The sequence below is a fragment of the Streptomyces sp. NPDC005899 genome (assembly GCF_040629645.1).
Classification (GTDB): domain Bacteria; phylum Actinomycetota; class Actinomycetes; order Streptomycetales; family Streptomycetaceae; genus Streptomyces.
Genome location: NZ_JBEXWB010000091.1, coordinates 1 through 18,669, shown reverse-complemented (window position 1 = coordinate 18,669; position 18,669 = coordinate 1). Strand labels below are relative to the sequence as shown.

Sequence of the window (18,669 nt, the reverse complement as noted above, 5' to 3'; positions counted from 1 at the left end):
GTGGCCGCGGTGCGCCCCGACGGCGCGGAGCCGGCCGGGGACAGCGGCGCGGCGGTGCCCTTCCACGGAGCACACCAGGCGGGGGTCGCCACCCCCGTGCAGGACAGGCTGCACTTCGCCTCCTTCGACGTGACGACGAAGGACCGGGCCGAGCTGGCCGGCCTGCTCGAGGAGTGGACCCGGGCGGCGGAGCGGATGACGGCCGGGCGCACCGTGGGCGACGGCGCCTACGGCGGCCTGGCCGAGGCGCCGCCGGACGACACGGGTGAGGCGCTCGGCCTGCGGCCGTCCCGGCTGACGCTCACCATCGGTTTCGGGCCCTCCCTGTTCGCGAAGGGGAGGTTCGGACTCGAGGGACGCCGGCCGGAAGCGCTGGTGGATCTCCCCAAGTTCCCCGGTGACAACCTCGACCCCGCCCGCAGCGGCGGCGACCTGTGCGTGCAGGCGTGCGCCGACGACCCGCAGGTCGCCGTGCACGCCATCCGCAATCTCGCCAGGATCGGCATGGGGCGCACCGCGATCCGCTGGTCGCAGCTGGGCTTCGGCAAGACGTCCTCGACGACGCCGGACGCCCATACCCCCCGCAACATGATGGGCTTCAAGGACGGCACCCGGAACATCTCCGGCACGGACACCGCCGCCCTGGACGAGCACGTGTGGGTCGGCCGGAAGGACGGCGCCGGGTGGATGACCGGGGGCTCGTACCTGGTGGCGCGGCGCATCCGGATGCACATCGAGACCTGGGACCGGGCCCCGCTGCAGGAGCAGGAGGACATCTTCGGCCGGGACAAGGGCGAGGGCGCCCCGGTCGGCAGGTCGAAGGAGCGTGACGAGCCGTTCCTCAAGGCGATGCTACCGACCGCCCATGTGCGGCTCGCCCACCCCGACACCAACGGCGGTGCGAGGATCCTGCGCCGCGGCTACTCCTTCACCGACGGCACGGACGGGCTGGGCAGGCTCGACGCCGGCCTGTTCTTCCTGGCCTACCAGCGTGACGTCCGCAGGGGTTTCATCCCGGTGCAGCGGAGCCTGGCAGCCGCCGACGCGCTCAACGAGTACATCCAGCACGTGGGTTCGGCGGTCTTCGCCGTGCCGCCGGGCGTCCGCGACAGGGACGACTGGTGGGGCCGGACACTGTTCTCGTGACCGGCCCCGTGGAAGCGCCGGCCTCGTGACCGGCACCGTGGAAACACCGGTCCCGTGACCGGAAGCGTGGAAGGACCGGCATGTTCGGCAACTACCTGATCGGCCTGCGCGAGGGTCTCGAGGCCAGCCTGGTCGTCTGCATCCTCATCGCGTACCTGGTCAAGACCGGCCGCCGCGACGCGCTGCGTCCGGTGTGGACCGGCATCGGCATCGCGTGCGCCATCTCGCTGGCCTTCGGCGCGGCGCTCGAGTTCGGCTCGCAGGAGCTGACGTTCGAGGCCCAGGAGATGCTCGGCGGATCGCTGTCGATCATCGCCGTCGGCCTGGTGACCTGGATGGTCTTCTGGATGCGGCGGACCGCGCGGCACCTGAGGCGGGAGCTGCACGGCAAGCTCGACGCGGCCCTGGCGATGGGCACCGGCGCCCTGGTCGCCACCGCCTTCCTCGCGGTGGGCCGGGAGGGCCTGGAGACGGCGCTGTTCGTGTGGGCGTCCGTGCGGGCGAGCGGTGAGGGATCCTCGTCACCGCTGGTGGGTGTGCTGCTCGGCATCGCGACCGCGGTGGTCCTGGGCTGGCTGTTCTACCGGGGCGCGCTGCGGATCAACCTGTCGAGGTTCTTCACGTGGACGGGCGGCATGCTCGTCGTCGTGGCCGCCGGGGTGCTCGCCTACGGGGTGCACGACCTCCAGGAGGCCCGCTTCCTGGGCGGCCTCCAGGACAAGGCGTTCGACGTCACGGCCACGATCCCGCCGGACAGCTGGTACGGCACCCTGCTCAAGGGGGTCCTCAACTTCCAGGCCGATCCGACCGTCCTCCAGGTCACGGTGTGGCTGCTCTACCTCGTCCCCACCCTCGCGCTGTTCCTCGCCCCGGTAGGGTTCAGGCGGTCAGTGCGGACGACGGATCAGAAGGCGCAGAAGGCAACGGATGAGAAGGCTGGGTCGACTGGCGGCGGGGCTCGCGACGGCGACGGTGCTGAGCGTGGCGGCGAGCGGCTGCGTGACGGTGCACGGCGAACGGGAAGTCGTGCCGGGGGCGACGAGGGCTGAGGCCGCGAAGGCCCTGGCGGACTTCACCGCCGCGTACAACAGGGCGGACAAGGCCTACGATCCGGCGCTGGACGCGGACCGGGTGACCGGTTCGCTCGGCGCGATCAACCAGGCCGGACTGACGGCCCGCCGGAAGAACAACCCGCGGGGCAACGCGTCGCACAGACCGCTGGTGCTGTCCGACGCCGCGTTCGCCATCCCCCGCAAGGCGGGCTGGCCCCGCTGGTTCCTCGCGGACACCGACTCCAACCGCGACCAGGACGGCGGGAAGCTGGACACCCGCTGGCTGCTGGCGTTCGTCCGCACGGGGCCGGACGCGCCGTGGAAGGCCGCCTACCTGGCGGTGATACCCCCCTCGGAGGTACCGAAGTTCCGCGAGGACGCGGACGGCCTCGTGCGGCCCGTGCCCTCGGCGGACACGGATTCGGTCCTGGCCAGCCCGCCGGGAGACCTGAGCACGGCCTACACGGGATACCTCCAGGACGGCACACCGGACGTCTTCGCCCCGGGCGCGACCACCTCTGGCTGGCGGGACGCGCGCAGGAACACCCGCAAGGCCGGTTTCTCGTTCCAGTACGCCGACCAGCCGCTGGACACGGGCGCCTTCGCGCCGCTGGGCCTGACGACCGAGGACGGCGGGGCGCTGGTCTTCTTCAGCAGCAAGCACTTCGAACGGCAGACCGCCGCGAAGGGCCTGCGGCCGGCGGTCACGGCGGACGTGCGGGCGCTGCTGACGGGCGAGGTGCAGAGCACACTGACCAAGGAGCGGGTCTCCAGCCAGCTGGTCTACGTGCCCAAGCGGGGCGCGGGCGGCGAGGGTGGCAAGGTGCGCGTGCTGAACCGCCTGCCGGGGCTCGTCGCGGCAAAGGGCTCCTGAACCACGGGCCCGGGCGCGCGTCCGGCGCCGCGGGTACGCGAGCGGCGGACGGCACCGGGGCGTGACGCCCCTCCCGCGCGGCGGGCGTCCCACCCCACCCCGGCCCGGCGGTCGGCCTCCGGCGCCGGTGCACCCGGCCGGCACCGTACGGTCAGCGGCTGAGCGGCCAGGCCACCGCGTCGTGGTCGAGGTCACTCGCGTCGGCCGTGTCCGCGTACCGCGCGCAGGCGTCCGTGAGCGTCTCCAGCAGGGTCAGCGGGTCGGGCAGCGGGTACTCCGGGCCGCGGATCCAGTGCACGTCCAGGTCACCGGGGAGCCTCGCGGGCGGCAGCAGCACATAGCTGCCGCGGCAGTGCCAGCGCATCCCCGGGTGCTCGTCCATCGTCTCGGGGTGGCAGTCCAGCTCGCACGGCCACCACTCGTCCTCCTCCTCGGGGGTCCCGCGCGTGGCGGTGAAGAAGAGCATCCGGTCGTCACCGGACCGGGCGACGGGCCCGACCTCGATGCCCGCGGCGATCAGGCGGTCCAGGGCGCTGCGCCCCGCCGCCAGGGGGACGTCCAGCACGTCGTGGACCATGCCGGTCGCCGTGATGAAGTTGGCGAGCGGCTGAGCGGCGGCCCAGCGCTCGATCTGGACGCGGTCGGTCGTCGACTGCGTCTGCCAGGCGAACGACACGGGGTGCCGGGCGGGGGTCGGACAGCCGACACGCTCGCACGAACATCGGTAACCGGACGGGTGCGCGGCCGGTGAGATCGGCATTCCGGCCTCGGCCACGGCGAGGAGCAGCGCCAGCCGGGCCGCGTCGTCTGCTTCCGGCTGCGGTTTGGGCCGCCGGCGCAGCCACTGGGAGATCCTGCTCTCTGTGCCGCGATAACGGCCGGAATCGGCGCCCATCTATCCCCTCACCTCAGTGGTTCTTCCTCCATGGTCCCACCATCCTGCTCCTCAGGTGGCCGGAGTCGCGGAGCGGGGTGGCCCGGCCCGAGCGCGGAGGTCGGCCCCTGGAGGGGAAATGCCGGTAATGGCTCGATTTATTTCAGGGCCTCGCGGACATGCCCCGCAGGGCGTGGTCCACGACCGCGTCGGCGTAGGCGTGGGTCAGTGGCAGGGTCCGCAGCAGCCAGCGGTGGGTGAGCGGGGCGACGAGCAGCTCCACCGCGGTGCGCGGGTCGACGTCCGCGCGCAGCTCCCCGGCCTCCTGCGCCGCGCGCAGCCGTGTGACGTACAACCGCATCTGGGGCTCGAGCAGCCTCTCGACGAACTGGGCGGCCAGGGCCGGATCCATGACGGCCTCGGCGGTCAGGGCGCGGGTGGGCGCCTGGCTCGCCGGATCGTTGAGCTCGTCGACGGTGGCCCGCAGGACGGTCTTCAGGTCGGCCGCCAGGTCCCCCGTGTCCGGGAAGCCGTGGGCGTCGCCGTCCCCGGCCGCCTCGGCGGCCTGCCGGGCCGCCATGTCGAGGAACGCCTCCATGAGGACGGCCGCCTTCGAGGGCCACCACCGGTAAATGGTCTGCTTGCCGACCCCGGCGCGGGCGGCGATCCCCTCGATCGTCGTCCTGCCGTAGCCGACCTCACCGACGAGGGCGAGCGCGGCGTCGTAGATCGCCCTGCGCGAGCGTTCGCTGCGGCGGTGGGAGTCGGGGGTCCTCTGCGGTGCCATCCCGTCAATCTACAAGCCGGCGGTCCGGGACGTCCCGGCCTGCCCCGGGGCGGACACGCGTGCGGACCACGCCCGGGAACCACCCGTTCGGATCACTGCGCAACCGGCGGCCGGGGCGCACCATGAAGTCACGCGCAGACCGTGCGTATCCCACCGTTCCGCAGTTCGCGCTGCCGATCGTGAGGAGCCCGCGTTGACCCGTGACGCCACCCCTCGTCGCTACCTGATGTGCGCCCCGGCCCACTTCCAGGTCACCTACTCCATCAACCCGTGGATGGACCCCTCCAAACCCGTGGACCTGCCCCTGGCCATCACCCAGTGGGAGACCCTGCGCGACCGCTACCGCGCTCTCGGGCACACCGTCGAACTGCTCGCCCCCCGCCCCGAACTGCCCGACATGGTCTTCGCCGCCAACGGCGCCACCGTGGTGGACGGCCGCGTGCTGGGCGCCCTGTTCGCCTACCGGGAGCGGTACGCCGAGGCCGAGGCGCACCGCGAGTGGTTCCGCGCCCACGGGTTCACCGAGATCCGGGAGCCGGACCACGTCAACGAGGGCGAGGGCGACTTCGCCGTCACCGCCTCCTACCTCCTGGCCGGGCGCGGCTTCCGGTCCAGCCCGCTCTCGCACGACGAGGCGCAGGAGTTCTTCGGCCGCCCGGTGATCGGACTGGACCTGGTGGACCCGCGCTACTACCACCTGGACACCGCGCTGTGCGTCCTCGACGACGCGGCCGACGAGATCATGTACTACCCGGGTGCCTTCTCACCGGGCAGCCGGGCCGTGCTCGCCCGGCTCTTCCCCGACGCCCTGATCGCCCAGGAGGCGGACGCCGCGACACTCGGGCTCAACGCGGTCAGCGACGGGCGCCACGTCCTGCTGCCCCAGGGGGCGGTGGGCCTCCTCGCCCCCTTGCGGGACCGGGGCTTCGAACCGGTCCCGGTGGATCTGGGCGAGCTGCTCAAGGGCGGCGGCAGCGTGAAGTGCTGCACCCAGGAGCTGCGGGCGTAGCCGGCGGCGGCCCGGACACCGGGCCGTGTCCGGGCGCGGCGGCCGGGCCCGCTAGTCACCCTCCGGCGGCGGCCACGGGTCGCCCCACGCGGTGTCCCGGGCGGCACGGTAGAGCTCGCCGTGCCGCTTGGTGACCGTGGCCCGGCGCAGGCCCTCGTCCCGGGTGCAGAGGTCCAGCAGTACCTGGCCCTTGCGGAGCTGCGGTCGCCGGACGACCCGGGCGCCCGCCGGGTCGGTGGGGAAGCGGGTGGCGACGACGTAGCTGTACTTCTCGTCCTCGTGGCTCAGCGAGCCGCCCTTGACCTGGCGGTGCAGCGACGAGCGGCTGACCCGCGCCGAGAAGTGGCACCAGTCCGTCCCCTGCTCGATGGGGCACGCGCCACTGTGCGGACACGGCGCGGCGACGGTCAGCCCGGCGGCGATCAGCCGGTCGCGGGCCTCGATGACACGGGCGTACCCGTCGGGGGTGCCCGGCTCCACGATCACCACGGCCTGCGCGCGGGCGGCGGCGGAGTCGACGAGGGCGGCCCGGTCCTCGGGCGTGAGTTCCTTCAGTACGTAACTGACGGTGACCAGATCCGTGGCTGCCTCCTCCTGCGCCACGCCGATCCTCGCCCGCTGCCAGGTCACCTCGCTGAGGGCCGGGATCCCGGACGCCCGGGCCAGCTCGCGGCCGAGGACGAGGGCGGGCTCGGCCCAGTCCAGGACGGTCGTGCGCGGCGCCTGCCGCCAGGCACCCGCCACCGCCCAGGTCGCCGCGCCCGTGCCGCCGCCGATGTCGGTGTGCGTGGCGGGCGCCCAGTCCGGAGCGGCCGCCCGGAACGCGGCGAGGCAGGCCCGTACGGCCTCGAACGTCGCGGGCATGCGGTACGCGGCGTACGCGGCGACGTCCGAGCGGTCGCGGAGGACCGGGGCGTCGGTGGGGGTCGTCCCGCGGTAGCTGGCGATCAGCCGGTCGACGGCCTGCGCGGCCTGCTTGGGCGGAAGCCCGTCGAGCAGCCCGGCCAGGGCCGTGCGCAGGGATTCCGCGGTGGGGAGAGTGGCGTTCACCGCCGAATTGTAGGCGCAGCGGGCCGCCGCTCCGCAGTCCGGCGGTCCGGCGGCGAGCAGGGCGGGACGGCGCCGGTCCGGGCGGCCGCGTGCGACGGTCGCCCACCGCGCCGGCCGGGGGGCGCCGGCTCCGCCCCGCGGGGTGGACGGGTCCGGCCGCCCGGCGGGCTACCCGCCTGCCGGCTGGTCCTGCGGCACGTGCCGCCACGGCCGGCACAGCAGCAGGAAGCAGGCCACGGCCGAGAGCGCGCAGACCACCTGCACCACGGCCATGGGCACGGCCGTCTCCTCCCCCGCGATGCCCACGAGCGGGGAGGCCACGGCGCCGATGAGGAAGGAGGAGGTGCCGAGCAGTGCCGAGGCCGATCCGGCGGCGTGCCGGGTCCGCATCAGCGCCTGGGTGTTGGTGTTCGGCATCGCCAGCCCCATGGCCGACATGAGGACGAACAGCCCCGCGGCGACCGGCAGCAGGCCCACGTCCCCGAAGACACCGGTCGTCATCAGCAGCAGGGCGATCGCCGCGAGGGAGATGACGGCCAGGCCGAAGCCGAGCGCCTTGTCCAGGCTGATCCGGCCGACCAGCACCTTGCCGTTGATCTGGCCGACGGCGATCAGCCCGATCGAGTTGATCCCGAAGAGCAGGCTGAACGTCTGCGGCGAGGCGCCGTAGATCTCCTGCACGACGAAGGGGGAGGCGCTGACGTAGGCGAAGAGCGCGGCGAAGGCGAGGCTGCCCGCGACCATGTAGCCGGTGAACACCCGGTCGGCCAGCAGGCCGCGCATGGTCCGCAGGGCGTCACCGATGCCCCCGGTGTGCCGCTCGGCCTCCGGCAGCGTCTCGTGCAGCCACTTCCAGACGACGAAGGTGAGGAGCAGGCCGACGACGGTGAGCACGACGAAGATGCCGCGCCAGTCGGTGAAGCGCAGGACCTGTCCGCCGATCACCGGGGCGACGACGGGGGCGACTCCGGAGATCAGCATCAGGGTGGAGAAGAACCGCGCCATCTCCACCCCGTCGTAGAGGTCGCGCACCACGGCCCGGGATATGACGATGCCGGCCGCACCGGCCAGCCCCTGCAGCAGCCGGAAGGCGATGAGGAGTTCGGCGGTGGGGGCGAAGGCGCAGATCACGGTGGCGAGGACGTAGACGATCATGCCCAGGAGCAGCGGCCTGCGGCGACCCCACCGGTCGCTCATCGGCCCGACGACCAGCTGGCCGAGGGCCATGCCGGTCAGGCACGCGGTCAGCGTGAGCTGGACGGTGGCGGCGGGCGCGTGCAGGGAGTCGGTGACCGCCGGCAGAGCCGGGAGGTACATGTCCATCGACAGGGGTGGCAGGGCGGTGAGTCCGCCCAGTACCAGGGTGACCAGGAGGCCGGCCCGCTGTGCCGCGGTCGTGGCCGGTCCGGCCGGTGTGGGTAGGGGGTGGGGTGTGTCGTGCTGTGCTCGCTGGGCCCGGCTCACGCCGCTGTCCGGCATCCTCGTCTCCGCTTCGTTGAATCGCGCATCTATGCTCTCAGGTCAGTCGTAGTGGTCGATACCTTTTTGCGTGAGGGCGGACGGCATGAGCGGGACTGTGCGTTGGGGTGTTCTGGCGACGGGCGGCATAGCCGCGACGTTCACGGCGGACCTCCTGGCGGTGAAGGACTCCGGCGCCGAGGTCGTGGCGGTCGCCTCACGGACGGAGGTGTCCGCGAAGGCTTTCGCCGAGCGCTTCGGGATCGAGCGGGCCTACGGCAGCTGGGCGGAGCTCGTCGCCGACGACGACGTCGACGTCGTGTACGTGGCCACTCCGCACTCCGCGCACCGGGAGGCCGCCGCCCTCGCCCTGGAGGCCGGCAAGCACGTGCTGTGCGAGAAGGCGTTCACGCTCAACGCCCGGGAGGCACAGGAGCTCGTGGACCTGGCCCGCGAGCGCGGCCTGTTCCTGATGGAAGCCATGTGGACGTACTGCAACCCGGTCATCCGCCGGATGACCGAGCTGGTGCGGGACGGGGCCATCGGCGAGATCCGCACCGTACAGGCCGACTTCGGCTTCGCCGGCACCTTCGGGCCCGAGCACCGGCTGCGCGACCCCGCGCTGGGCGGCGGAGCACTGCTCGACCTGGGCGTCTACCCGGTGTCGTTCGCGCAGTTGCTGCTGGGCGAGCCGGACCGGGTGCAGGCGGACGCCCTGCTGTCCCCGGAGGGCGTCGACCTCAACACCGGGATGCTGCTGGGCTGGGACTCCGGCGCCACGGCGCTGCTGAGCTGTTCGATCGTCGGGGACCTGCCGACCGTCGCCTCGGTCACGGGGACCGCGGGACGGATCGACTTCCCCCAGGGCTTCTTCCACCCCGAGCGTTTCGTCCTGCACCGCGCGGGCCGGGAACCGGAGGAGGTCACCACGGGCCCTGGCCCGCAGGGGCTCACGGGCATGCAGTACGAGGCCGTCGAGGTGACACGGGCCGTGCGCGCGGGCGAGAAGGAGTCGCCGCTGGTGCCGCTGGACGGTTCGCTCGCCGTGATGCGGACGCTCGACGCGGTCCGCGACCGCATCGGTGTCCGCTACCCGGCGGACGGCTGACCCGGGGGCGCACCGGTCCCTCCGGGCGGTCGCCGGGCCGGGTCAGGCGGGGGTGAGGCCCGGGTTGCCGGCCTCGGTCACGAAGGACCCGGCCGTCGTGACGGGCGCGCCGGGCGTGGTGACCGCCGCCACCGTGCGGAAGTCGGCGCGCGCCAGGTCCTTGCCGAGGCCGACGACGGCGTAACCGCGGCGGCCGTTGTAGAACTTCATGTGCGGGTTGGCCCGGGTCTGGTTGTCCCAGTTGGCCGGCTTGTCGGAGCCGTCCTTGCCGCTGGCGATCGAGGTGGCGACGATCTCCGTCCCGACGGTCCGGGAGGCCGGGTCGTCGAAGTCCTTCTTGAGGTCGAAGGCGTAGCCGACGTGGACGTCTCCGGTCAGCACCATCAGGTTGTCGATGCCGGCGGCCTCGGCCCCGTCCATGATCCGCTGCCGGGAGGCGGGGTAGCCGTCCCACGAGTCCATGGACAGCTTGTAGGCGTCCGACGGCACGTCACGCCGCTGGGCGAAGGTGACCTGCTGCGGCACGACGTTCCACAGGGCGTGGGAGGTCTTCCAGCCGTCGATCAGCCAGCGCTCCTGGGCGGCCCCCGTCATCGTGCGGGCGGGGTCCTCGGACTCCGGTCCGGGGACCTTCCAGCCGTCGCCGTACGCCTGGTTGCTGCGGTACTGGCGGGTGTCGAGGACGTCGAACTGGGCGAGCCGGCCGAACCGCAGGCGTCGGTGGAGCCGCATGTCGGGGCCGGTGGGGAGCTGCGGGGCGCGCAGCGGCTGGTTCTCCCAGTAGGCGCGGTAGGCGGCGGCCCGGCGGAGCAGGAACTCCTCGGGCGGGACGTCGTTCTCGGGGGTGTCGCCGGCGTAGTTGTTCTCGGTCTCGTGGTCGTCCCAGGTGACGACGAAGGGGTGGGCGGCGTGGGCGGCGCGCAGGTCCGGGTCGGACTTGTAGAGGCCGTAGCGCATCCGGTAGTCGTCGAGCGTGACCGTCTCCCGGTTGAAGTGGCCGGGCAGCACCCGGTCGGTGTAGCCGCGGGCGCCTCCGGTGGCGGTGACCGCGTACTCGTAGAGGTAGTCGCCGAGGTGGAACACCACGTCGACGTCCTCCGCGGCGAGGTGCCGGTAGGCCGTGAAGTAGCCGTCGTGGTAGGCCTGGCAGGAGACGGCGGCCAGGGTCAGCGAGGAGTTCCGGGCACCCGGCGAGGGGGCGGTGCGGGTGCGCCCGGTGGGGCTGATCCAGCTGCCGGCGCGGAAGCGGTAGTAGAAGACCCGGTCGGAGTCGAGGCCGTCGACGTCGACGTGGACGCTGTGGGCGAACTCCGGGTGGGCGGTGGCCGACCCCCGCCGGACGACGCGCCGGAAGCGCTCGTCGCGCGCGAGCTCCCAGCGGACCTGGACGCGGGTGGCGGGCAGGCCGCCACCGGACTCGTAGGGGCGGGGGGCGAGTCTCGTCCACAGGAGGACGGACTCGGGCAGCGGGTCCCCGGAGGCGACGCCCAGGGTGAAGGGGTCCTCCGTGATCCTCCGGGCGTCGAGTTCGGCGGCGCTCGCGCTGCCCGCGGCCGGCAGGCCGGCGGCGAAGGCCAGTGCCGCCGCGGCCCCGGTGACCGTGAGGAAGCGCCGGCGGCCCGGGCCGGACGCGAGCCGCCGGGCGGCGTCGCGGAACTCGGCCGCGTGCCCCTGCCGACCGCCGGGCGTACTGCTGATCTGTGCGGGTGTCATGTGCCCCTCCCCTGCCGGATGTTGTCAGAGGCATTGGAGTCCCGGGCGACGACCTGCCGTTGGCGGGTACACAACATCCTTGTGGCGGCGCGATGAGCACCGGGTGCCGGCTGCCCTGACACGTCCCGTACGCTGCCGAGTCATGAACACCGAGCAGCCGATCGCTGTCGTGACGGGTGCGGGATCCGGCATCGGCAGGGCCGTCGCTCTCACCCTTTCGGGTGCGGGCCGAACGGTGGTCCTGGCCGGCCGGCAAGCCCGGGCCCTGGAGGAGACCGCCGCCGCCGCCCGGCCGGGCAGCACCCTCTGCGTCCCCACGGACGTGAGCGACCCGGACCAGGTGGCGGCACTCTTCGCCGCCGTGCGGGACCGCTTCGGGCGGCTCGACCTGCTCTTCAACAACGCCGGCACGTTCGGCCCGGGGGCCACGCCCGTCGAGGACCTGGCGTACGAGGACTGGCGCACCGTGGTGGACGTGAACCTGACCGGGGCGTTCCTGTGCGCGCAGGCCGCATTCCGCCTGATGAGGCGACAGGACCCGCAGGGCGGCCGGATCATCAACAACGGATCCGTCTCCGCCCACGCCCCCCGCCCGCACTCGATCGCGTACACCGCGACGAAGCACGCCGTGACGGGCCTGACCAAGTCGCTGTCGCTGGACGGGCGCCCGTACCGGATCGCCTGCGGGCAGATCGACATCGGCAACGCGGCGACCGACATGACGGAACGGATGCGGACGGGGACCCTGCAGGCGGACGGCCGGACGGCCGTCGAGCCGGTGATGGCGGCGGACGACGTGGCACGGACCGTCCTGCACATGGCGGATCTGCCGCTGGAGGCCAACGTGCAGTTCGCGACGGTCATGGCCACGGCGATGCCGTACGTCGGCCGGGGCTGACGTCCCGCCCGGGGGCAGGGTCCCGGAAGCCCGGGACCGACCGCCGACGACCGCACGGCCCGGCAGCCCGGGAACCGTCCCCGACGACCGCCCGCCCCGGACCCGGCGTTCTCACGGCCCCCGGCCCCGGCGTCTCCAGCGCCCTGATCACCCCTGACGGCCCGGGAATGGACCGGCGCGCGCCTCGGTTGTCCTGCGACATGAACCGACCTCCTGCCGCCGAAGTCCTTCGCTACACCGCCTTCTCCGCCGACCCGGACGGCGGCAACCCCGCCGGCGTCGTCCTGGACGCCTCGGCGTTCGACGAGGCGGCGATGCTCTCCGTCGCGGCGGAGCTGGGCTACAGCGAGTCGGCGTTCCTCACCGCGCCGGACGGCCGGGGCGGGCACACCATCCGCTACTTCAGCCCCAAGGCCGAGGTGCCCTTCTGCGGTCACGCCACGGTCGCGGCGGCCCTCGCGCTGGCCGAACGGGACGGCCCGGGCGAGCTGGTGTTCCGCACCCCGGCCGGTACGGTCCCGGTCTCGGTGACCCGCACGGGCGACGAGCTCCGCGCGACGCTCACCAGTGTCGAACCGCACGTCGCGGACGTGGAGCCCGCCGACCTGACGGAGGCCCTGGCCGCCCTCGGCTGGCCGGCCGGGGACCTGGACCCGGCCCTGCCGCCCCGCATCGCCTACGCGGGCGCCCGCCACCTGGTGCTCGCCGCCGCGACGCGGGAGCGGCTGGCCGACCTGTCCTACGACTTCAGCCGCCTCGAAGCGCTCATGCACCGACTCGACCTGACGACTCTTCAGCTGGTCTGGCGCGCCTCCGGGTCCGTCTTCCACGTACGTGACCCGTTCCCCGTGGGTGGAGTGGTCGAGGACCCGGCGACGGGTGCGGCGGCCGCCGCCTTCGGCGCGTACGTGCGCGAGCTGGGGCTCGCTCCGGGCGCCGCCGTCCTCACCCTGCACCAGGGGGAGGACATGGGCCGGCCCGGCACCCTCACCGTCGAACTGCGCCCGGGCGACCCCCGGATCAGGGTGAGCGGCACGGGCACCCGCATCGGCTGAGCCGCCCGCGGCCATGCGGGCACGGCCGCCTGGGGCGCCCACGCGCACCCGGGCTCCGCGCCGGCGGGCCCCGGCCGCCCGGGGGCACCCCGGCCGCTTCGCGCGGCACACGCGGCCCCGCGGGCCGCCCCGGCGGCGGGCCGCGTCCGGCGCCGGGCCCCGGGACGCCGGTGCCCGGGCGCACCGGAGCCACCCGCCCCGGGTCACCCTGCGCAGTGGTCAGGGTCAGCCGCCGCTCACCGCCCGGGTCCGGCGCTCACCGCCCGGGTCAGCCGCCGCTCACCCCCGGGGTCAGCCACCGCTCACCGTCGGGTCGGCTGTCGTTCGCCGCCCCGGTCAGCCTCCGCTCGCCGCCCGGGTGACCCGCCGGTCCACGTAGACCCCTGCCCGTGCCGCCACCGCGGCCGCCTCGGCCGCGCGGTCGGCGGCCTCCTCGTCGAGAGGGCCGCCACTGGCGAGCAGCCGGTAGTAGAGGGGCGCCGAGACGGCCCGGATCACCTCACCGGAGTCGGTGCCCGTGGGCAGATCGCCCCGTTCGACCGCGGCGTCCACACAGCCCGACCACTCCTCGACCCGTACCGCGTAGAAGTGGTGCAGCGCCTGCGCGGTGCGGGCGTCACAGGTGGCGGCCGCGATCACGGCGGTGAACAGGGCACCCTGACGCGGGTCGGTCAGCGTCCGCACCACCAGCCGGGCGTTGGCCCTGAGGTCCTCCTCCAGGGAGCCGGTGTCCGTGCGCGGCACGGACTGCTCCGCCATGTCCGTGAGCAGGTCCGCGACCAGGCCGGCCGTGGTCGACCAGCGCCGGTAGACGGTCGTCTTGCCGACCTCGGCGCGGCGGGCGACGTCGGCGAGGTCGAGCCCGTCGAAGCCCTGCTCGGCCAACGCGTCACCGGCCGCCCGCAGGACGGCCTCACGCACGCGGGCCGTCCGTCCGCCCGGCCGGACCCGGCCCGGCTCCGCCCCTTCGGCGCCCTCCGCCTCGCCCCGTACGCCATCAGCATCCATAACGGGTCTCCAGTTCCATTAGTTGCCCATCCACTGCTACGGTGACCCCAGCCTAACGGAACTATAGGCCCGTTAGTGCGTCATGCCGCCTCACGCCTCAGGAAGGGCACCCATGTCCGCGTTCCGCACGGCACCCACCACGGCTCCCCCCGCACCCCCGTCGGCCTCCCGCATGACGGGGCGCCAGAAGCTCGTCCTCGTGCTCCTCCTCGGCGCGCAGTTCATGATCGCCGTGGACTTCTCGATCCTCAACGTCGCGCTGCCGGCCGTCGGTGCCGGACTCGGCTTCTCCCTCGCCCACCTCCAGTGGATCGCCACCTCCTTCGCCCTCGCCGCCGCCGGATTCACGCTGCTCCTCGGCCGGGTCGCCGACCTCCTCGGCCGCAAGCGCCTGTTCGTCGGCGGCATGGTCCTGCTGGGCCTCTCCTCCGCACTGGGCGGGCTCGCCACCACACCGGGGGTGCTGCTGACCGCCCGCGTCCTCCAGGGCCTGGCGACCGCGGCCGTCACCCCGGCCGGGCTCGCGCTGCTCACCACGGCGTTCAGGGAGGGGCCGCTGCGCGAGCGCGCCCTCGGTCTCAACGGCGCCCTGATGTCGGCCGGCTTCACCGCGGGAGCCGTCCTCGGCGGGGTGCTGACCGACCTGCTCTCCTGGCGCTGGGCCTTCTTCGTCAACGTCCCGGTCGCCGCGCTCGTCGTCGCGCTCGCCCCGTCCGTGATCGCCGACTCGCGACCGGCCGTGCGCGCGAAGCTCGACGTGCCGGGCGCGGTCACCGTCACCGGCGGCCTGCTGCTGCTCGTGTTCGGTCTGACGCAGGCGGGCGAGACGGGCTGGGCGGCCCCCACCACGCTGGCGGCCCTGCTCGCCGGTGCCGCGCTCCTCGCCGGTTTCGTGTTCGTCGAGAGCCGGGCGGCGGCCCCCCTCGTGCCCGTGCGCATCCTCAAGCGGCGCAGCGTCGTCCGGGGCAACGCGACCGGGCTGATCGCCTTCGTGACCGAGACGTCGCTGGTCTTCCTCCTCACCCTGTACCTCCAGGAGGTCCTCGGCTACTCCCCGCTCGCCACCGGGCTCGCCTTCGGCGTCCTCGGCATCGGCACCGTGACCGGCGGCATGCTCGGCGGCCGGGCGGTCGGCAGGTACGGGACCCGGCGCACGATCGTCCTGGGAGGCGTCGTCCAGGCCGCGGCCACGCTCTCCCTGGTGGCCCTCGGTACCTCGGGCGGCTGGATCGCGCTCCTGCTGGCCGCGACCTTCGTCGGCGGCGTCGGCAACATGCTGGTGATCGTGGGCTTCATGGTCACCGCGACCTCCGGCCTGCCCGACGAGGAGCAGGGCCTCGCCACGGGCCTGGCCGCGATGACCCAGCAGGTCGGCATCACCATGGGCATCCCGGTCATGAGTGCGATCGTGACCGCGCGGACGGGCTCGGCCACCGGGCCGGACGCGGTGCTCTCGGGGATCTCGGCCGCGGTGCTGGTCAACGCGGCGATCGTGCTGGCCGGCGCCCTGCTCGCGGCGACCTTCCCGGGCCGGCGCGGCACACCCGCGTCCACCAGGTGATCCCACCCGGCTCCGGACGGGACGGGACGGGGCAGGGCCCGGACCGGGAGGCCGTCCGGACGGGCGGGGCGGGCCGGGCGAGTCGGGCCGGGGACCCGGAGCGGTGACGCGGCAGGATGGCGGTCATGGCGCACCCGCTGATCGTCCCCAGCATGACCGCAGGAGCCGACTTCGTCCTGCGCCCCTGGGAGATGAGCGATCTGCCCCTCGTCCGCGAGGCGGCGGCGGACGAGTACATCCCCCTGATCACCACCATCCCCTCGCCGTACTCGGACGAGGCGGCCGAGGCGTACGTCCGCCGCCAGTGGGAGCGGGCGGCCACCGGCGCCGGGTATCCGTTCGCCATCGTCCGCACCCGGGACAGGCGGCCGGTGGGCTCCATCGGGCTCTGGCTCGACGAGGTGCCCGAGGGCCGGGCCACGCTCGGCTACTGGATGGCCGGCCCGGCCCGCCGGCAGGGCGTGGCCGGAGCGGCGCTCCGCACGGTCACCACCTGGGCGCTGCACGAACTGCGCATCCCCCGCCTCCAGCTCCTCGTCGAACCGTGGAACACCGCCTCTGCGCGGACGGCGGAGAGCGCCGGTTACGTGCCCGAGGGACTCCTGCGGGGCTGGCAGCGGGTCGGTGACACGCGCCGGGACATGATCATGTACGCGCGGCTGAGCGAGCAGCCACCCGCCCGTCGACAGGGCCTCACCGGCGGGTGACCGACCGGGGGCGACGCCCGGACGCGACCACCGGAGGCGACGACCGGACGCGACCGCCGGACCGGTCGACCGGGCACGAGGGCCGCAGCCGCCTCGGGCCCGCCCCGGGCCCACCGGGAGTCCTCCACCGGGAGGCGGGGGGGACGGCCCGGCCGGAGGGCGCAGGCGCGTGGGGGCCGCCCGCCGGTCAGCCGGCGGTCGCCGTCCACCGGTAGCGCACGTCGGGCTCCTTCTCCTCGTTGCGGCCGCCGTCGTCGTACGCCACGGCGACGAAGCCGTGCCGCTCGTAGAAGGCGCGCGCGGCGGTGTTGCGGCGGAACGTGTACAGGTGCAGTTCCCCGGCCGACTCCTCCTTCACCCGCGTCAGGAGCCGCGTCCCGATGCCGAGGCGCCGCACGTCGGGCCGCAGGTAGAGCTGGTCCAGCTCGTCCCCGTCCGTCGCCGCGAACCCGAGCACCTCGCCGCCCGCCCCCTCGGCGACCCACACCGTGCTGCCCGGCAGCACGACATGGGTGATCCAGGCGAGCGTGGCCTCGTCGCTGTGCACGCGGGGCAGATACGGCAGGGCCGCCGCGCGGGAGGCGAGGAAGACACGGGTGACCTCCGTCGCGTCCCCCTCCCTCGCGGCGCGCACCGTGATCGGCTCGTACCGTGCTGTCATCCCGTCACTCCCTCGTAGGCGAAGGCCATCTGTACCGGAGGAGAGGGTCTGCGGGCACGGGATTTTCCGCCTCCCGCCGAGGGCGACGCGCCTCCCCCCGTGACCGGCCGGCGCCGCCCCCGGCCCGAAGGACGTCGGCACGAGCGGGACTTCCCCATGCTGCGGGGGCGGCGGCCGCCTCCCGGCCGGCGTCCGCACCGGTCCGCGCCGGGAGCCCGGACCGGCGCGTTCGTCTCACCGGGTAGGAGCCCAGGCGCCCGACGCGGCGGCCTCACCGACGTACGTCCCGAACGTCTTCGGGCGCCGGCCGGTGACCCGCCGGACCGTGTCCGTCGGCCGGGCGTCGCCCAGCGCGGCCAGGGACGTGTACGCGTCGATCTCACGCTCCACCGCCCCCGGCGGCTGCCCCGCCGCCAGCCGGCCGGCGCGGTAGGTGTCCTTGTCGCCGTGGAAGACCTGGGGCAGGCCGGTGGCGCGCCCGATGGCGGCCAGGGCGTCCGCGAAGGACAGCGCGTCGGGTCCGGTCACCTCATACGTACGGCCGGCGTGCCCCTCCTCGGTCAGGGCGGCGGCGGCCACGGCGGCGATGTCGTCCGCGTCGACGAACGTCTGGCGGCACTCCCCCAGCGGCAGTGCCAGGGTGCCGTCGAGCACCGCCCGGCGGAAGACGCCCTCGTCGAAGTTCTGGTTGAACCAGTCCGCCCGTACGACCGTCCACTCCGCCTCGGCGTCGCGCACCATGCGCTCGGCCTCCGTCAGACGGTCGTCCCCCATCTCCTCGACGGCCCGGCTGGAGAGGAGGACCAGCCGCCGCACGCCCGCCGCCACCACGCACGGGACGAAGTCCGGCGGGAGCGGCAGCCCGTGCGGGAGCATCAGGTAGGCGCGCTCCGTCCCGGCCACCGCCGGCTCCCAGGTGCCGCGGTCGTGCCAGTCGAACGGGACGGCGGTGCGCCGGGAGGCGGGCCGCACCGGCCGGCCGGCGTCCCGCAGGCGGGCAAGGACCCTGCGGCCGGTCGAACCGCGGGCGCCGAGAACGAGAACGGTCGTGTCCCTCATGCCCGGCGCAACGAAGGAGCGGCCCGGCGGCAACGGCCCGCCGGGCGGAAGTCACCTTCCGGGTGCCCCGGACGTCACCGTGCGGGCTCGGCCTCCATGGCCGAGGCCACCTTCTCGCAGAGCTCCGCGAACAGGGCGGCCTCCCCGTCGGTCAGTACGGAGGCGGCGAGCTGACCGATGTCCTGGCGGCCCCTGGCTATCCGGGTGAGGAACTCCTGCCCCTCCGGGGTGAGCGAGGTGCTCAGTTCCCGCCGGTCCTCACCCGAGGCCCGCTGGGTCACCAGGTTCAGGTCCTTCAGCACGCGCAGGGCCTTCGAGGTGGACTGCCGGGAGACGTCGAGCGCGGCGCTCAGTTCGGACGGCTTCAGGGAGCCCCGGGCCCGCAGCAGTTCCAGGACGTCGTACTGGTGCCAGTTCACCCCCTCGGGGTTGGCGCGTGACCGCCGCGCGACCAGAAGGCACTGCAGGTGGATCAACGCCGCCTCCAAGCCGCTCGGTTCCGAGGGCGTGGGGGGCGTCGAGCTGGCTCGTGGAGTCATGGGGGCTTTCCGGTATGGAGGGGGTACCGGTGGGGGGGCCGACCACCATACCAAGGCGCCGACGGCGCGGCGGAACGCAGCCGTCCGGGCGGCGCGGCACCCGCCGCGCG

18 protein-coding genes are annotated in these 18,669 nt (G+C 74.1%); 9 read left to right on the top strand and 9 right to left on the bottom strand.

Annotated elements, in window-relative coordinates; all coding sequences use genetic code 11:
* From efeB to ABZ371_RS13675, 3 genes are all read left to right on the top strand, one after another.
* The coding region (gene efeB, locus ABZ371_RS13685; RefSeq protein WP_358678001.1) for an iron uptake transporter deferrochelatase/peroxidase subunit at positions 1-1,146 on the top strand (1,146 nt) is incomplete at its 5' end.
* Positions 1,147-1,226: 80 nt separating this feature from the next.
* A complete protein-coding gene (gene efeU / locus ABZ371_RS13680; RefSeq protein ID WP_358677998.1) occupies positions 1,227-2,195 on the top strand; it encodes an iron uptake transporter permease EfeU in 969 nt (322 codons plus the stop codon).
* Positions 2,083-3,072: a hypothetical protein gene (locus ABZ371_RS13675; RefSeq protein ID WP_358678004.1), complete on the top strand. Its 990-nt coding sequence runs from the start codon at positions 2,083-2,085 to the stop codon at positions 3,070-3,072. The genes efeU and ABZ371_RS13675 overlap by 113 nt, the downstream gene beginning before the upstream one ends.
* Positions 3,073-3,223: 151 nt before the next feature.
* On the opposite strand, the gene ABZ371_RS13670 is transcribed toward ABZ371_RS13675, so the two are convergent.
* Both ABZ371_RS13670 and ABZ371_RS13665 read right to left on the bottom strand, forming a co-directional pair.
* Positions 3,224-3,967, bottom strand: coding sequence for a bifunctional DNA primase/polymerase (locus ABZ371_RS13670; protein WP_358677996.1), 744 nt, complete (start codon positions 3,965-3,967; stop codon positions 3,224-3,226).
* 142 nt (positions 3,968-4,109) lie between these two features.
* The gene (locus tag ABZ371_RS13665; protein WP_358677993.1) at positions 4,110-4,733 is read right to left on the bottom strand and encodes a TetR/AcrR family transcriptional regulator; all 624 of its coding nucleotides are present in this window, start codon (positions 4,731-4,733) and stop codon (positions 4,110-4,112) included.
* Positions 4,734-4,926: 193 nt separating this feature from the next.
* Between ABZ371_RS13665 and ddaH the strand changes: the two genes are divergently transcribed.
* The gene (gene ddaH / locus ABZ371_RS13660) at positions 4,927-5,742 is read left to right on the top strand and encodes a dimethylargininase (protein ID WP_358677990.1); all 816 of its coding nucleotides are present in this window, start codon (positions 4,927-4,929) and stop codon (positions 5,740-5,742) included.
* Between the two features lie 51 nt (positions 5,743-5,793).
* Here the strand turns inward: ddaH and ABZ371_RS13655 are convergent, their stop codons facing one another.
* A complete protein-coding gene (locus ABZ371_RS13655; protein WP_358677987.1) occupies positions 5,794-6,792 on the bottom strand; it encodes a small ribosomal subunit Rsm22 family protein in 999 nt (332 codons plus the stop codon).
* A 168-nt stretch (positions 6,793-6,960) separates the two neighbouring features.
* Positions 6,961-8,271, bottom strand: a complete 1,311-nt coding sequence (locus ABZ371_RS13650) for a multidrug effflux MFS transporter (protein WP_358677985.1) — start codon at positions 8,269-8,271, stop codon at positions 6,961-6,963.
* Positions 8,272-8,356: 85 nt separating this feature from the next.
* Between ABZ371_RS13650 and ABZ371_RS13645 the strand changes: the two genes are divergently transcribed.
* The gene (locus ABZ371_RS13645) at positions 8,357-9,358 is read left to right on the top strand and encodes a Gfo/Idh/MocA family oxidoreductase (RefSeq protein WP_358677982.1); all 1,002 of its coding nucleotides are present in this window, start codon (positions 8,357-8,359) and stop codon (positions 9,356-9,358) included.
* Between the two features lie 42 nt (positions 9,359-9,400).
* On the opposite strand, the gene ABZ371_RS13640 is transcribed toward ABZ371_RS13645, so the two are convergent.
* Positions 9,401-11,071: an alkaline phosphatase D family protein gene (locus tag ABZ371_RS13640; protein WP_358677979.1), complete on the bottom strand. Its 1,671-nt coding sequence runs from the start codon at positions 11,069-11,071 to the stop codon at positions 9,401-9,403.
* Between the two features lie 142 nt (positions 11,072-11,213).
* On the opposite strand from ABZ371_RS13640, the gene ABZ371_RS13635 reads away from it, so the two are divergent.
* Together ABZ371_RS13635 and ABZ371_RS13630 are read left to right on the top strand one after the other, a co-directional pair.
* Positions 11,214-11,969, top strand: a complete 756-nt coding sequence (locus tag ABZ371_RS13635) for an SDR family oxidoreductase (RefSeq protein ID WP_358677976.1) — start codon at positions 11,214-11,216, stop codon at positions 11,967-11,969.
* Between the two features lie 200 nt (positions 11,970-12,169).
* On the top strand, positions 12,170-13,024 hold the full coding sequence (locus ABZ371_RS13630) for a PhzF family phenazine biosynthesis isomerase (protein ID WP_358677973.1): 855 nt from the start codon (positions 12,170-12,172) through the stop codon (positions 13,022-13,024).
* A 336-nt stretch (positions 13,025-13,360) separates the two neighbouring features.
* On the opposite strand, the gene ABZ371_RS13625 is transcribed toward ABZ371_RS13630, so the two are convergent.
* A complete protein-coding gene (locus ABZ371_RS13625) occupies positions 13,361-14,032 on the bottom strand; it encodes a TetR/AcrR family transcriptional regulator (RefSeq protein WP_358677970.1) in 672 nt (223 codons plus the stop codon).
* Between the two features lie 112 nt (positions 14,033-14,144).
* On the opposite strand from ABZ371_RS13625, the gene ABZ371_RS13620 reads away from it, so the two are divergent.
* A complete protein-coding gene (locus tag ABZ371_RS13620) occupies positions 14,145-15,593 on the top strand; it encodes an MFS transporter (RefSeq protein ID WP_358677967.1) in 1,449 nt (482 codons plus the stop codon).
* Between the two features lie 125 nt (positions 15,594-15,718).
* Positions 15,719-16,300, top strand: coding sequence for a GNAT family protein (locus tag ABZ371_RS13615; RefSeq protein WP_358677965.1), 582 nt, complete (start codon positions 15,719-15,721; stop codon positions 16,298-16,300).
* Between the two features lie 187 nt (positions 16,301-16,487).
* On the opposite strand, the gene ABZ371_RS13610 is transcribed toward ABZ371_RS13615, so the two are convergent.
* The 3 genes from ABZ371_RS13610 to ABZ371_RS13600 all read right to left on the bottom strand — a co-directional run bounded on the left by ABZ371_RS13610 (position 16,488) and on the right by ABZ371_RS13600 (position 18,496).
* A complete protein-coding gene (locus ABZ371_RS13610) occupies positions 16,488-16,961 on the bottom strand; it encodes a GNAT family N-acetyltransferase (protein ID WP_358677962.1) in 474 nt (157 codons plus the stop codon).
* Between the two features lie 234 nt (positions 16,962-17,195).
* Positions 17,196-18,020, bottom strand: a complete 825-nt coding sequence (locus ABZ371_RS13605; RefSeq protein WP_358677959.1) for an SDR family NAD(P)-dependent oxidoreductase — start codon at positions 18,018-18,020, stop codon at positions 17,196-17,198.
* Between the two features lie 74 nt (positions 18,021-18,094).
* The gene (locus tag ABZ371_RS13600; protein ID WP_358677956.1) at positions 18,095-18,496 is read right to left on the bottom strand and encodes a MarR family transcriptional regulator; all 402 of its coding nucleotides are present in this window, start codon (positions 18,494-18,496) and stop codon (positions 18,095-18,097) included.
* Positions 18,497-18,669 lie beyond the last annotated feature (173 nt).

Coding starts and splice junctions, on each gene's coding strand:
- ABZ371_RS13665 (WP_358677993.1), bottom strand. CDS start 4,733: ATGGCACCGCAGAGGACCCCCGACTCCCACCGCCGCAGCGAACGCTCG.
- ABZ371_RS13615 (WP_358677965.1), top strand. CDS start 15,719: ATGGCGCACCCGCTGATCGTCCCCAGCATGACCGCAGGAGCCGACTTC.
- ABZ371_RS13610 (WP_358677962.1), bottom strand. CDS start 16,961: ATGACAGCACGGTACGAGCCGATCACGGTGCGCGCCGCGAGGGAGGGG.
- ABZ371_RS13645 (WP_358677982.1), top strand. CDS start 8,357: ATGAGCGGGACTGTGCGTTGGGGTGTTCTGGCGACGGGCGGCATAGCC.
- ABZ371_RS13625 (WP_358677970.1), bottom strand. CDS start 14,032: ATGGATGCTGATGGCGTACGGGGCGAGGCGGAGGGCGCCGAAGGGGCG.
- efeU (WP_358677998.1), top strand. CDS start 1,227: ATGTTCGGCAACTACCTGATCGGCCTGCGCGAGGGTCTCGAGGCCAGC.
- ABZ371_RS13620 (WP_358677967.1), top strand. CDS start 14,145: ATGTCCGCGTTCCGCACGGCACCCACCACGGCTCCCCCCGCACCCCCG.
- ABZ371_RS13640 (WP_358677979.1), bottom strand. CDS start 11,071: ATGACACCCGCACAGATCAGCAGTACGCCCGGCGGTCGGCAGGGGCAC.
- ABZ371_RS13605 (WP_358677959.1), bottom strand. CDS start 18,020: ATGAGGGACACGACCGTTCTCGTTCTCGGCGCCCGCGGTTCGACCGGC.
- ABZ371_RS13670 (WP_358677996.1), bottom strand. CDS start 3,967: ATGGGCGCCGATTCCGGCCGTTATCGCGGCACAGAGAGCAGGATCTCC.
- ABZ371_RS13630 (WP_358677973.1), top strand. CDS start 12,170: ATGAACCGACCTCCTGCCGCCGAAGTCCTTCGCTACACCGCCTTCTCC.
- ABZ371_RS13650 (WP_358677985.1), bottom strand. CDS start 8,271: ATGCCGGACAGCGGCGTGAGCCGGGCCCAGCGAGCACAGCACGACACA.
- ABZ371_RS13635 (WP_358677976.1), top strand. CDS start 11,214: ATGAACACCGAGCAGCCGATCGCTGTCGTGACGGGTGCGGGATCCGGC.